At 72.3% G+C, this 12476-nt stretch carries 14 protein-coding genes and 1 riboswitch; of the genes, 9 read left to right on the forward strand and 5 right to left on the reverse strand.

Annotated elements, in window-relative coordinates; genetic code table 11:
- The first annotated feature begins 152 nt into the window (after positions 1 to 152).
- The gene (locus tag BT364_RS30555; protein WP_072488476.1) at positions 153 to 800 is read left to right on the forward strand and encodes a GntR family transcriptional regulator; all 648 of its coding nucleotides are present in this window, start codon (positions 153 to 155) and stop codon (positions 798 to 800) included.
- Between the two features lie 57 nt (positions 801 to 857).
- Here the strand turns inward: BT364_RS30555 and BT364_RS43445 are convergent, their stop codons facing one another.
- On the reverse strand, positions 858 to 980 hold the full coding sequence (locus BT364_RS43445; RefSeq protein ID WP_256260284.1) for a hypothetical protein: 123 nt from the start codon (positions 978 to 980) through the stop codon (positions 858 to 860).
- On the opposite strand from BT364_RS43445, the gene BT364_RS30560 reads away from it, so the two are divergent.
- From BT364_RS30560 to BT364_RS30580, 5 genes are all read left to right on the forward strand, one after another.
- A complete protein-coding gene (locus BT364_RS30560; protein WP_072488477.1) occupies positions 961 to 1254 on the forward strand; it encodes a hypothetical protein in 294 nt (97 codons plus the stop codon). The genes BT364_RS43445 and BT364_RS30560 overlap by 20 nt on opposite strands.
- 17 nt (positions 1255 to 1271) lie before the next feature.
- Positions 1272 to 1808 (forward strand): endonuclease/exonuclease/phosphatase family protein, encoded by a 537-nt coding sequence (locus tag BT364_RS40450; RefSeq protein ID WP_177328299.1) that lies wholly within the window; start codon positions 1272 to 1274, stop codon positions 1806 to 1808.
- 108 nt (positions 1809 to 1916) lie between these two features.
- Positions 1917 to 2062: riboswitch (cobalamin riboswitch) on the forward strand.
- A gap of 102 nt (positions 2063 to 2164) precedes the next feature.
- Positions 2165 to 3277 carry a FecCD family ABC transporter permease gene (locus tag BT364_RS30570; protein WP_072488479.1) on the forward strand — a complete coding sequence of 371 codons (1113 nt, stop codon included), beginning with the start codon at positions 2165 to 2167 and terminating at the stop codon, positions 3275 to 3277.
- Positions 3277 to 4062: an ABC transporter ATP-binding protein gene (locus BT364_RS30575; RefSeq protein WP_072488480.1), complete on the forward strand. Its 786-nt coding sequence runs from the start codon at positions 3277 to 3279 to the stop codon at positions 4060 to 4062. The genes BT364_RS30570 and BT364_RS30575 overlap by 1 nt, the downstream gene beginning before the upstream one ends.
- A gap of 15 nt (positions 4063 to 4077) precedes the next feature.
- On the forward strand, positions 4078 to 5100 hold the full coding sequence (locus BT364_RS30580) for an ABC transporter substrate-binding protein (RefSeq protein ID WP_072488481.1): 1023 nt from the start codon (positions 4078 to 4080) through the stop codon (positions 5098 to 5100).
- Positions 5101 to 5128: 28 nt separating this feature from the next.
- Here BT364_RS30580 and tsaD read toward each other — a convergent pair whose 3' ends face one another.
- Entirely contained in the window at positions 5129 to 6199 is a 1071-nt protein-coding gene (tsaD, locus tag BT364_RS30585) for a tRNA (adenosine(37)-N6)-threonylcarbamoyltransferase complex transferase subunit TsaD (RefSeq protein ID WP_072488482.1), read from the reverse strand.
- A gap of 175 nt (positions 6200 to 6374) precedes the next feature.
- Between tsaD and cbiE the strand changes: the two genes are divergently transcribed.
- Both cbiE and cobM read left to right on the forward strand, forming a co-directional pair.
- Positions 6375 to 7634, forward strand: a complete 1260-nt coding sequence (cbiE, locus tag BT364_RS30590) for a precorrin-6y C5,15-methyltransferase (decarboxylating) subunit CbiE (RefSeq protein ID WP_072488483.1) — start codon at positions 6375 to 6377, stop codon at positions 7632 to 7634.
- Positions 7631 to 8380, forward strand: coding sequence for a precorrin-4 C(11)-methyltransferase (gene cobM / locus BT364_RS30595; RefSeq protein WP_072488484.1), 750 nt, complete (start codon positions 7631 to 7633; stop codon positions 8378 to 8380). Before cbiE ends, cobM begins: the two co-directional genes overlap by 4 nt.
- Before the next feature lie 29 nt (positions 8381 to 8409).
- Here the strand turns inward: cobM and BT364_RS30600 are convergent, their stop codons facing one another.
- On the reverse strand, positions 8410 to 9525 hold the full coding sequence (locus BT364_RS30600) for a cobalt-precorrin-5B (C(1))-methyltransferase (protein WP_072488485.1): 1116 nt from the start codon (positions 9523 to 9525) through the stop codon (positions 8410 to 8412).
- Positions 9526 to 9536: 11 nt separating this feature from the next.
- On the opposite strand from BT364_RS30600, the gene BT364_RS30605 reads away from it, so the two are divergent.
- Complete coding sequence (locus BT364_RS30605; RefSeq protein ID WP_072488486.1) at positions 9537 to 10292, forward strand: cobalt-precorrin-6A reductase; 756 nt, start codon at positions 9537 to 9539, stop codon at positions 10290 to 10292.
- Positions 10293 to 10309: 17 nt separating this feature from the next.
- On the opposite strand, the gene BT364_RS30610 is transcribed toward BT364_RS30605, so the two are convergent.
- Complete coding sequence (locus tag BT364_RS30610; protein ID WP_072488487.1) at positions 10310 to 11815, reverse strand: precorrin-2 C(20)-methyltransferase; 1506 nt, start codon at positions 11813 to 11815, stop codon at positions 10310 to 10312.
- Positions 11816 to 11817: 2 nt separating this feature from the next.
- Positions 11818 to 12444 (reverse strand): precorrin-8X methylmutase, encoded by a 627-nt coding sequence (locus BT364_RS30615; protein WP_072488488.1) that lies wholly within the window; start codon positions 12442 to 12444, stop codon positions 11818 to 11820.
- Positions 12445 to 12476 lie beyond the last annotated feature (32 nt).

Raw genomic sequence — 12476 nt, forward strand, 5'->3', positions numbered from 1 at the left:
TTCGATGCGTGCTCGCCACACCCAGCCTGCCATTCCCCTCGACCCTCCGTTGCCCGCCCGTGTCGCGACCCTGCTGCACAGGGGGAGCACCTACGAGAGCGCCGCCGTCGGCATGCCGAATACGGACGTCAAGTGATGAGAGAATTGAGGACATGACAGGGTCTGGGGACTTCGAGCCCGAGTCGGAGCGGGTCACGCGCCAGCTGCGTGACGAAATCATCGAGGGTGTGCGTGAGCCGGGCAGCAAACTCGTCGAGCGCGAGCTCGCCGCGGAGCTCGGTGTGAGCAGGCTGCCCGTCCGAGAGGCTCTGAAGGCGCTGGTCACCGAGGGGCTGGTCACACCCAGGCCGCGAACCTGGGCCGTCGTACGGGAGTTCACACCGGCGGACGTCGAAGACCTCGACGAGGTCCGTGCGGCCCTGGAGACGCTGACTTTCCGGCTCGCCGCCCAACGGCGCACCCGTGCGGGGCTGGAGAAGCTCCGCGCGGATCTCGAAGCGGAGCTGAAGGCGGCGGAGAAGGGTGATGCCGTATGTGCCCACCGGGCCGCCGCCGACTTTCACGAGACGGTCACCGCGCTGGCCGACAACGAACTCCTGAACGAGCTCCAGGCCGCCCTCCGCAGCAGGATGCGCTGGCTGCTGGGGCAGCACGACGACCTGACGGGCGTCGCGCAGGAGCACGAGGGCCTGTACAAGGCGATCGCGGAGCGTGATGTCGCTCGGGTTGAAAAGCTGGCAGGCAAACACCTGGTGACGGGTCGCAACGCGGCAGCCGTGCGACGCAAGCACCAGGGCTGAGCGGTACGGCCCGGCCGGCGGATCAAGGCAGGCCGGACCCCGGGCCCCGGCGGCCCTTCAAGCACCGGCCGGGGCGGCCCGCACGGCGGCGTCGACCTTCGGCTTCATCGGCCCTTCGGCGAAGGCCAGCCGGGAGATCTCCTCCGGTGATGCGGTGAGAATGTCCCGCTGCTCGGGCATCCCTCCAGTTCTCGCTGACGAAGTCACCATCCGTGACTATCACCAGCATGTCCGCGACCAGGTCGTCCCGCGCCGCCACCTGGCGGGCCGCCCGGAGGCCGCGGTGCGCCAGGTGGCCTTCATCGCCTGGGCGGCGGGCGCCGCCGCGGGCGGACTCGTCCACTGGTTCGCACCGGAGTTCTCCGACGCGGTGAGCGGCCTCGCCGTGGCCCTGATCGTCCACGTCGTGATCGAGCGGGCCCCCGCCCGGCCCGCCGCGGCGCAGACGACGTAGGACCTGCGTGGCAGTTCATCCGTGCTCATCGCCCTTGTGGCTCTTGTTTCGACGGTCGTCGCCCCGCGTCCTGGGCGGCACCCTCCGGCCGGAACCTCACGGTCGCGACCTACGACATCCACCACGGTGCCGGGACCGACGACGTCCTGGACCTCAAGCGCATCGCAGGCGTCGTCAAGGACACCGGCGCCGACGTCATCGGCCTGCAGGAGGTCGACCGGCAGGAGGTCGACCGGCACTGGTCCTCGCGCAGCGACTTCGCCGATCAGGCCCAATGGCTCGCCGACCGGCTGCACATGCACGTGGTCTACGGGGCCAACCTCGATCTGGACCCGGAGCAGGCCGGCGATCCCCGCCGTCAGTACGGGACGGCGATCCTGTCCCGCTTCCCGGTCCTTGGGCGGTGTGCCGTCCGGGGCGCGTCGGGGGTCCGCGTCCGCGGGCCTGCTGAGCATGACGGGTATCGGCTACGCCGGTGCGATGGCCGAGGCCGGGGGCGGCGGGGCGCAGCAGATCGCCGGGGCCGGTCTCGCGGGGGGGCGCGGCGCTGCTGATGCTGGTGCTGGACCGGGCGCACCGTACGGCGCGCAGGGCGCGTGAGGCAGGTGAGCAGACGTCGCGGCCGAGCAGACCCACGCGGGAGGCGGCAGCGGGGCCTCCCTCTGACGGTGCGTCATCCCATTCGCGCTAAGCTGCAAGCGCCCCGCGGGGGAAGTCCGGTCGAAATCCGGCGCTGACCCGCAACGGTAGGCGGAGCCCGATACGTGGACCCGTAAGCCCGATTACCCGCGGCGGTGAAGGCTCCTGTCGATTCGCCGTGGACTGCGAGTGGTGCTGCACAGGGCGCTCCGCGTCCGGGCTGCTCCTTTGATCACGTAGGTGCACGGCCCGAGGCGAAAGCGATCCGCCCGTGGCCACACCCCTCGTCCGTAGAACCGCCGTGCCGTCTCGCACGGCCCGTGTCGGAGCCGGGCCCGCGCCGCCGTGCCGGCGCGTGTCACTGCCGCTGGTCCTGACCGCCCTGTGTGCCGTGCTCCTGGCCTCCCTCGTCTGCGGAGCGGGGATCGGGGCGTCGGGGCTCTCCTGGGGCGAAGTGCTGCGTTGTCTGTGGGCCGGGCTGACCGGCGGCCGGATAGCCCCCGACCAGGTCCCGGCGTACACCATCGTCTGGGAACTGCGCTTTCCGCGTGCCGTACTGGCCGCGGTCGTCGGGGCCGGTCTGTCGGCCATCGGCGTCGCCGTGCAGGCCATGGTCCGCAACGCCCTTGCCGACCCCTTCGTCCTCGGCATCTCCTCGGGCGCGGCCGTCGGCGCCAATGCCGTGCTCATCTTCGGCGCCTTCGGGACACTGGGCATCTGGGCGCTGTCCACGGCGTCGTTCCTCTCCGCGCTCCTCGCCATGATGCTGGTGTACGCGATCGCACGTACCGCCCGTGGTCTGACCCCGCTGCGGCTCGTGCTGACGGGCACCGCGATGTACTACGGCTTCTCGGCCGTCACCACGTTCATGGTGTTCGCGGCCGAGCGCGGTGAAGCCGCCCGCTCCGCGATGATGTGGATGCTCGGCAGCCTCGGCGGAGCCAACTGGGCCTCCGTGCCGATCGCCGCCGGTGCCGTACTCGGCGGTCTCGCCCATCTTGCCTGGTCGGCGCGCAGGCTGAACGCCCTGGCCATGGGCGACGAGACCGCGGCCGCGCTGGGAGTGGACGCGGGACGGCTGCGCAAGGAGCTGTTCCTGGTCTCCGCGGCCGTCACGGGGGCGGTGGTCGCGGTGAGCGGTGCGATCGGCTTCGTCGGACTGATGGTGCCGCACGCCGTACGGATGCTGGTCGGCGCGGACCACCGTCGGCTGCTGGCCGTCGCACCACTGGCGGGCGCCGTCCTGCTGATCTGGGTGGACATCCTCTCCCGTGTGGTGCTGGCGCCCGCCGAACTGCCGGTCGGCGTGCTGACCGCGGTCATCGGCGTACCGTGCTTCGTCCTGCTGATGCGCCGCCGCTCGTACACCTTCGGAGGCGCGTGATGCGGATCGACATCGATGCCCTGACGGTCGAGATCGCCGGTGCGCGACTGGTGGACGAGGCCACGCTGGGAGCGGGGGAGGGGCAGCTCGTCGGCCTGGTCGGGCCCAACGGCAGTGGGAAGTCCACCCTGTTGCGCTGCGTCTACCGGGCCCTGCGCCCCTCGGGCGGCACCGTACGGCTCGGCGGCGAGGACCTGTACGCCATGAGCGCACGCGAAAGCGCCCGTCGGCTGGCCGCGCTTCCCCAGGAGGCGGCCACCGAATTCGACTTCACGGTGGCCGAGGTCGTGGCGATGGGGCGGCTGCCGCACCAGTCGTCGATGGGCCGGGCCACCGACGAGGACCGTCAGGCGTGCGAGACCGCGCTGGCGGGAGTCGGCGCCGGCCACCTTGCCGACCGCGGTTTCCTCACGCTCTCCGGCGGCGAGAAGCAGCGGGTGCTGATCGCCCGCGCGCTGGCTCAGCGGCCTCGGCTGCTGGTGCTCGACGAGCCGACCAACCACCTCGACATCGCCCAGCAGCTGGAAGTACTGGCGCTGGTGCGCGACAGCGGACTGACCGTCCTCACCGCGCTGCACGACCTCAACCTCGCCGCACTCCACTGCGACCTCCTCCATGTCATCGACGGCGGTCGGATCGTCGCGTCCGGCGCTCCGCACGACGTGCTCACCGCCGACCTGCTGGCGGAGGTCTTCGGCGTACGGGCACACCGCGTCCCGCATCCGGAGACCGGCGCCGTACAGCTGCTCTTCGACCGTCTCCGTCCCGCACGATCCGATTCCTGAGGAGTCACCGCTGTCATGCCGAACCCTGTACGCCCTGCCGTGTTCGCCCTCGCCGCCGCCCTGGTCCTCACCGGCTGCGGTGCCGAAATGCCCTCCGGGCAAGGAGAGGAGAGCGGCGCTCGGGCCGGCGCGGGCCACTATCCGGTGACCATCGAGAACTGCGGGGAGAAGAAGACCTTCGACAAGGCCCCGCAGCGCGTGGTCACCAACGACGTCGGCATCACCGAGATCATGTTCGCGCTCGAACTCGAGGACCACATGGCGGGATACGTCATGCCCGAGGACAAGGGCGACCTCACGTCCGTGCCCTGGAAGGACGGATACCAGAAGACCAAGTGGCTCTCCAAGGAGAGCATCAACAAGGAACTGGTCCTCGACGCCCGCGCCGACCTGGTCTTCGCCGGCTGGAACTACGGATTCAACGAGGGAGACGGCTTCACTCCCGCCGAGCTCCGGAGAGTGGGCATCGGGTCGTATCTGCTGAGCGAGTCCTGCCGCAACGGCCAGGGCAAAGCACGCGGGGTAATGGCACCGCTCGACGCGCTCTACACCGATCTGCGGAACCTGGGAAAGATATTCGATGTGGAGGACCGCGCGGAGGCCCTCGTCGCGAAATTCCGCAAGCAGGTGGCCGAAGCCCGGGCGAAGGCACCGAAGGGCGACGACCGGCCGCGGGTCTTCCTCTACGACGACGGGCGGGACAAGCCGCTGACCTCCGGTGCTTTCGCCGGGCCGCACGACATCATCACCAAGGCGGGCGGTGATCACGTCATGAAGGACCTCAAGGACAGCTGGGTGACGGTGGGGTGGGAGACCGTCGTCGACCGTGACCCCGAGGTGATCGTGATCAACGACTACGGTGACACCGGCGCGGCGCAGAAGGAGAAGTTCCTGAAGTCCTATCCGCCGCTCGCGAACGTCTCGGCCATCAAGAACGACCGGATCGTCGTCCTCGACTACGCCGACCTGGTGGAGAGCCCGCGCAATCCGGCGGCGATCAGTTCACTTGCCGCGTACCTGAGGAACGTCGGTCTCTGACCCGTCCCCGCGCACCGGTGTCCGGGCGTCACGCCGCCCCGGCACCGGCGCGGGCGACCGGATGCAGCGCGGCGTACTCCAGTGGGGCCGACGGATCGACGGACACATCCAGCGGCGCCGGCCGGGCACCCGCGCGGACCAGCAGGTCCCCGACCGCGGCGATCATCGCGCCGTTGTCGGTGCACAGCCGCAGCGGCGGCACGCGCGGGGTGATCCCCGCCTCCCGGCACCGCTCCTCCGCCAGCGCCCGTACGCGGGAGTTGGCGGCCACACCGCCGACCACGACCAGTGTGCCCACGCCGTACACACGGCAGGCCGCCACCGCCTTTCGGGTCAGCACATCCGCGACGGCCTCCTGGAGCGCGGCGGCCCCGTCCGCCAGCGGGAGCCGCGCCCCGCGGATCCGGTGCTGCTCAGCCCAGCGGGCGGCCGCGGTCTTCAGACCGGAGAAGGAGAACGCATAGGGGGCGTCGCGCGGCCCGGTGAGCGGACGCGGGAAGGCCACCGCGCCCGGGTCGCCGGTGCACGCCGCCCGGTCGATGGCCGGACCACCGGGATACGGCAGTCCGAAGACCCGGGCGACCTTGTCGAAGCACTCGCCGGCCGCGTCGTCGAGGGTGTCCCCGAGGTGCAGGATCGGATCGCGGGCCAGGTCGCGCACGAGCAGCAGGGAGGTGTGCCCGCCGGACACGATCAGGACCACACACGGATCGGGCAGCGGGCCGTGCTCCAGGGTGTCGGCTGCCACATGCCCGGCCAGGTGGTGTACCCCGTACAGCGGCACGCCCAGCGCGTACGCGAGTCCCTTCGCACCGGCCAGGCCGACCTGGAGCGCCCCCGACAGACCGGGGCCCGTGGTGACGGCGACCGCGCCGATGTCCCGCATGCGCAGCCCCGCCCCGGTCAGGGCCCGGGACACGACCGGGGTCAGCGACGAGACATGCGCACGGGCCGCGATCTCCGGAACGACTCCGCCGAACCGCGCGTGCTCGTCCATGCTCGACGCCACCGCGTGCCCGAGCAGTTGCCCGTCACGGACGAGACCCGCCCCGGTCTCGTCGCACGACGACTCGATCCCGAGCACCACCGGAGACCCCACAGCACACTCCTGCACTTCATGGCTAATTGCGAGTGATATGCAATAAGAGTACGGGGGTGGCCACCTGGCCAATGCCCGATCATGGCCGGACAGTAGAGTTCGGCTGCGTCATTCCCTGAACACCGAGGTACCGGCCGTGACTCTCGCTCCACCCGAACAACCCCTCCCACCTGCGGTGACCGTCGTGGGAATCGGCGCCGACGGATGGGCGGGACTGACCGGCGCGGCACGCGCGGCGCTCGTCGAAGCACAGGTCCTCATCGGCGGTGCGCGGCAACTGGCCCTGCTCCCGCAGGCCTGCCGGGGACAACGGGTGCCGTGGCCCTCGCCGTTGCGGCCTGCCGTCCCCGGCCTGCTCGCCGCACACGCCGGGAGCAGGATCGCCGTACTCGCCAGCGGCGACCCGATGTTCTACGGCATCGGCCGGGCCCTCATCGAGGTGCTCGGCGCCGGTGTGCCGAGGATCCTGCCCCACCCGTCGTCCGTGTCCTACGCCTGTGCCCGGATCGGCTGGCCGCTGGAGGACACCGAGGTCGTCACCCTGGTCGGCCGCCCCGCCGCCCGGCTGGCCGCCGCGCTGCACGACGGCCGACGGGTACTGGTCCTCAGCGCGGACGCCGGCACCCCGGCCGCGGTGGCCGGACTGCTGCGCGAACAGGGCTTCGGCCCGAGCCGGCTGCTCGTGCTCGAACAGCTCGGCGGAGCGGACGAGGCGTGTGTGGAGGGCACCGCGGACCACTGGCCGCACCCACCGGGCGACCCGCTGAACATCATCGCGATCGACTGCCGGCGCACGCCCGGAGCACTGCGTCTCGGCGCCGTCCCCGGCCTCCCCGACGAGGCGTACGAACACGACGGCCAGCTCACCAAGCGGCACATCCGGGCCGCGACCCTCGGGGTGCTCGCCCCCGCACCCGGCGAACTCCTCTGGGACATCGGCGGAGGCTCGGGATCCATCGCGATCGAATGGATGCGCAGCCACCCGTCCTGCCGCGCGATCACCGTGGAACGCGACCCGGCACGGGCCGGACGCATCGAGCGCAACGCCGGCCGCCTCGGCGTACCCGCCCTGCGTGTGGTCACCGGCCGGGCCCCCGGCAGCCTGGCCGAACTGCCCACACCCGACGCCGTGTTCATCGGCGGCGGACTGACCGCGCCCGGCCTCCTCGACACCTGCTGGGATGCCCTGCCGCCCGGCGGACGCCTGGTCGCCAACACGGTCACGCTGGAGTCCGAGGCACTGCTCGCCGGGGCGCACCGCAGGTACGGCGGCGAACTGGTCCGGCTCGCCGTCGCGCACGCCGTGCCGGTCGGCGGCTTCACCGGCTGGCGGCAGGCCATGCCCGTCACCCAGTGGTCCGTACGCAAACCCTCAGTCAGTACCGAAGCGGAACGCTCGACAGAGCCCGCGCAAGACCCAGGAGACAACAGATGACCGTGTACTTCATCGGCGCTGGCCCGGGGGCCGCCGACCTGATCACCGTGCGCGGCGCCCGCACGCTCGCCTCCTGCCAGGTCTGCCTGTACGCGGGCAGCCTGGTGCCCCGGGAACTGCTCGCCGAATGCCCCCCGGACGCCCGCCTGGTGGACACCGCCCAGCTCGACATCGACCAGATCACCGCCGAGCTGACGGCCGCGCACCGGGCCGGCCACGACGTGGCCCGGCTGCACTCGGGCGACCCCTCGGTGTTCAGCGCGGTCAACGAGCAAATGCGCCGGCTCGACGAGGCCGGGGTGCCCTACGAAGTGGTGCCCGGCGTACCCGCGTTCGCGGCCGCCGCGGCGGCGCTCAAGCGGGAACTCACCGTGCCGACCGTCGGCCAGACCGTCATCCTGACCCGGATCGCCCATCGCGCGACCGCGATGCCGGAGGGCGAGGACCTGGCCACGCTGGGCCGCAGCGGTGCACTGATCGTGCTGCACCTAGCCGCCCGGTACGCGGACCGCGTCGTAGAGGAACTCGTGCCGCACTACGGGGCCGACTGCCCGGCCGCCGTCGTGGCGCTGGCCTCACGCCCGGACGAAGTCGTCCTGCGCGGAACCCTCGGCACCATCGCCGAGCAGGTGAAGGCGGCGGGCGTGATCCGTACCGCTGTCATCATGGTCGGCCGCACCCTGGGCGCCGAGCAGTTCCGCGACAGCCACCTCTACTCACCCGGACGCGAACGCCACGTCTGCTGACGGCGCCACCGCATCGGCCGGGCGGCCGGTCAGCGCACGCTGCTGCGCCCGACGACCACGCCCGCCCGGTCGATGCAGATGACGTCGACGGCGACCGGCGCACCCCGCAGCACCGACAGCGCCTGGTCCCGCGCCGCCACGGCCACCAGGTCCCCGAGCGGCACACCGCGAGCGAGGCACAGCCGGAGCGCCGCGAGACCCGTGTTCGCGACCGCCACCTCGGCGGCCAGGGCCTCGTCCGCACCGCCCCGCCGGGCCAGCTCGGCCAGGAAGGGCTTGTCGACCTGGGACCGCGCGGAGTGCAGATCGAGGTGTCCGGCGGCGAGCTTCGACAGCTTCGCGAACCCGCCGCAGACCGTCAGCCGGTCCACCGGGTGACGGCGCACGTACTTCAGCACCGCGCCCGCGAAGTCCCCCATGTCGAGCAGCGCGAGCTCCGGCAGCCCGTACTCGGCCACCACGGTCTTCTCCGAGGTGGAACCCGTGCACCCGGCCACGTGGGTGTGCCCGGCGGCGCGGGCCACGTCCACACCGCGACGGATCGAGTCGATCCACGCCGAGCAGGAGTACGGCACCACGACACCGGTCGTGCCGAGGATCGACAGACCCCCCAGGATGCCCAGGCGCGGGTTCCAGGTGGAGCGGGCGATCTCCTCGCCGTCGTCCACCGACACGGTCACCTCGACGTCCCCCGAACCCCGGTGCTCCGCGGCGACCCGCGCGATGTGGTCGCGGAGCATCTGCCGCGGCACGGGATTGATCGCCGGTTCCCCGACGTCCAGCGGCAGCCCGGGAAGGGTGACCGTGCCCACGCCGGGCCCGGCCCGGAACACCACACCCGATCCCGGCGGCAGCCGCCGTACGGTCACCCGGACCAGAGCGCCGTGCGTCACGTCCGGGTCGTCGCCCGCGTCCTTGACCACCCCGGCCGTCGCCCGCCCCTCGGCCAGCTCCTCCACCGCCAGCGCGAAAGCGGGCGTCTGCCCCTTGGGTAGGGTGATCGTCACCGGGTCGGGGAAGTCGCCCGTCAGCAGGGCCGTGTACGCGGCAGTCGCTGCCGCGGTCGCACAGGCGCCGGTGGTCCAGCCGGGCCGCAGACCGGTGTGTTTCAACTGGGCGCTGCGCCCGCCCTCAGTCTCACCCATGGATGGATCCGATGCATGTACTCGTACTCGGCGGCACGACGGAGGCCCGTCGCCTCGCCGAGTTGCTGGTGGAGGTGCTCCCGGCCGGCGTCGGGCTGACGAGTTCGCTCGCCGGACGGGTCTTTGGCCCGAGGCTCCCGCCGGGCGAGGTCCGCATCGGTGGCTTCGGGGGAGCCGACGGGCTCGCCGCATGGCTGCGCACGCACCAGGTGGACGCGCTCATCGACGCCACCCATCCTTTCGCCGGGACGATCAGTTTCAACGCGGCCGCTGCCGCCGCTGCCGCCCATGTTCCCCTGCTCGCCGTGCGCCGGCCCGGGTGGGTGCCCGGCGAGGGCGACGACTGGCATGCGGCCGGTTCCCTCGCCGAGGCGGCGGCGGCCCTGCCCGCGCTGGGGCGGCGCGTGTTCCTCACGACGGGCCGGATGGGGCTGGCCGCCTTCGCCGGACTGGACGAGCTGTGGTTCCTGATGCGTTCGGTGGACGCCCCCGAACCGCCGTACCCCGCCAGGATGGAGGTCCTGCTCGACCGGGGCCCGTTCACCCTGGACGGAGAGCGCGAGCTGATCCGCCGTCATCGCATCGACGTCGTCGTCACGAAGGACAGCGGAGGCGCCGCCACGGCCCCCAAACTCACCGCGGCCCGCGAGGCGCGGATCCCGGTGGTGGTGGTGCGGCGGCCGCCCGTGCCCGAGGGCGTCCCGGTCGTCGAGGGCCCGGAACCCGCTGTGGAGTGGCTCCGCGAGCACATCCTCCACCGCAGGTAGCCGGCGGCCGCCCCGGCTCAGGCCTCCGGATAGCGGCGGGGCGTCCAGACGATCTGCTGCCCGTCACCGCGCCGCACCCAGCGGGTCTGCGAGGACCCGACGAGCAGGATCGTGCGCATGTCGACCTCGGCGGGGTCGAGATCACCCAGCCGTACGGTCCGCACGCTCTCGGCGGGCCCGCCCACATCGCGGCCGAGAACCACGGGGGTGTCCGGCGAGCGGTGTTCGAGCAACAGGTCGCGGGCCTTGCCGACCTGCCAGGTACGGCTGCGCGAACCGGGGTTGTACAGCGCGAGCACCAGATCAGCCGTCGCCGCCGCGCGCAGCCGCTCCGCGATCACCTCCCACGGCTTGAGCCGGTCGGAGAGCGATATCGTCGCGTAGTCGTGGCCCAGCGGCGCACCCGCCCGGGCGGCGGCGGCGTTGGCGGCCGTCACCCCCGGCAGCACCCGCACCGGCACCTGCGCGTACTCGTCCTGCGAGGCCACCTCCAGGACGGCCGTCGCCATGGCGAAGACCCCGGGGTCGCCGCCGGACACCACGGCCACCCGCCGTCCGCGCCGGGCCAGGTCGAGGGCGAACTCGGCACGCTCCGACTCGGCCTTGTTGTCCGAGCCGTGGCGCACCTGCCCCGGCCGGACCGGCACCCGGTCCAGATAAGTGGTGTAGCCGACCAGGTCGTCGGCGGCGGCCAGCGCCCCGCGCGTCTCGGGGGTCAGCCACAGCGGCCCGGCCGGTCCGGTGCCGACCACGGTCACCTCGCCGCCCTCCGGGGCGCGTTCGGGACGCGCCGCTCCGACCCTGCTGGGCAGGACCGCGACCGCGAAGTACGGCACCGAGCCGGCGTCGACCTCGGCCAGCTCGCCCACGCGCTCCCCGGCCATCGTGGCGCGCTCCACGTAACGCGCCTCGGGCAGCCGACCGGACGTCTCGAAGGCGCGGCGCACGGCGGGGAACGTACGTCCCAGCTTCATGACCACGGCGGCGTCGGTGGCGGCGAGACGGGCGGTCAGCTCCTCCTGAGGCAGGGTGCCGGGCAGGATGGTCAGCACCTCCTCGCCCTCGACGAGCGGGGTCCCGAGCCGCGCGGCGGCCGCGCTCACCGAGGTGACGCCCGGGATCACTTCGGTCGGGTAGCGGTCGGCGAGCCGCTTGTGCATGTGCATGTACGAGCCGTAGAAGAGCGGGTCGCCCTCGGCCAGCACCGCGACCGTGCGCCCGGCGTCCAGGTGCGCCGCCAGACGGGCCGCCGCCTCGGCGTAGAACTCCTCCATCGCCCCCCGGTACCCGCCAGGGTGGTCCGTGGTCTCCGTCGTGACGGGGTAGACCAGCTGCTCCTCGACATGGTCGGCACGGATGTGCTTCGCCGCGATGGACCGGGCGATGGACCGTCCGTGCCGGGCGCTGTGGTACGCGACGACATCGGCCTCGGCGATGATCTCCACCGCCCGTACGGTCATCAGAGCCGGATCGCCGGGGCCGAGCCCGACCCCGTACAGCCGGCCCGTCTTCTGCTCGCTCACGTCTACTCTTCCTCGCTGGCGATCGCGTTGAGGGCGGCGGCCGCGATGGCGCTGCCGCCGCGACGGCCTCGGACGATCAGATGCTCCAGCCCGGAGGGGTGCGCGGCCAGGGCGTCCTTGGACTCGGCGGCACCGATGAAGCCGACCGGCACGCCGATGACCGCGGCGGGGCGCGGCGCGCCCTCCTCGATCAGCTCCAGCAGCCGGAACAGCGCGGTCGGTGCGTTCCCGACAGCGACGACCGCGCCTTCCAGCCGGTCGCGCCACAGCTCCAGGGCGGCTGCGCTGCGCGTGGTGCCCAACTCCTTCGCGAGCCCGGGCACCGCCGGGTCGGACAGGGTGCACACCACCTCGTTGTCCGCAGGCAGCCGCTTGCGGGTGACACCGCTGGCGACCATGGCCACATCGCACAGGATGGGCGCGCCGGCCCGCAGAGCGGCGCGGGCGCGGGCGACGGCGTCCGGAGTGAAAGCGAGATCACGGACGAGGTCGACCATCCCGCAGGCGTGGATCATGCGGACCGCGACCTGGCTCACATCGGCGGGCAGGCCTGCGAGATCCGCCTCCGCGCGGATCGTGGCGAAGGACTGGCGATAGATCGCCGGTCCGTCCTTCTCGTACTGGTGCACAGTGCTTTCGCTCTCTTCCTCGGGCGTGCAAC

This window comes from Streptomyces atratus, assembly GCF_900119365.1.
Taxonomy (GTDB): domain Bacteria; phylum Actinomycetota; class Actinomycetes; order Streptomycetales; family Streptomycetaceae; genus Streptomyces; species Streptomyces atratus_B.

What these genes read in the sequence shown, in the direction of transcription:
- BT364_RS30555 (WP_072488476.1), top strand. Translation starts at nt 153, where the DNA reads ATGACAGGGTCTGGGGACTTCGAGCCCGAGTCGGAGCGGGTCACGCGC.
- BT364_RS30560 (WP_072488477.1), top strand. Translation starts at nt 961, where the DNA reads ATGTCCCGCTGCTCGGGCATCCCTCCAGTTCTCGCTGACGAAGTCACC.
- BT364_RS43445 (WP_256260284.1), bottom strand. Translation starts at nt 980, where the DNA reads ATGCCCGAGCAGCGGGACATTCTCACCGCATCACCGGAGGAGATCTCC.
- BT364_RS30575 (WP_072488480.1), top strand. Translation starts at nt 3,277, where the DNA reads ATGCGGATCGACATCGATGCCCTGACGGTCGAGATCGCCGGTGCGCGA.
- BT364_RS30580 (WP_072488481.1), top strand. Translation starts at nt 4,078, where the DNA reads ATGCCGAACCCTGTACGCCCTGCCGTGTTCGCCCTCGCCGCCGCCCTG.
- cobM (WP_072488484.1), top strand. Translation starts at nt 7,631, where the DNA reads ATGACCGTGTACTTCATCGGCGCTGGCCCGGGGGCCGCCGACCTGATC.
- BT364_RS30600 (WP_072488485.1), bottom strand. Translation starts at nt 9,525, where the DNA reads ATGGGTGAGACTGAGGGCGGGCGCAGCGCCCAGTTGAAACACACCGGT.
- BT364_RS30605 (WP_072488486.1), top strand. Translation starts at nt 9,537, where the DNA reads ATGCATGTACTCGTACTCGGCGGCACGACGGAGGCCCGTCGCCTCGCC.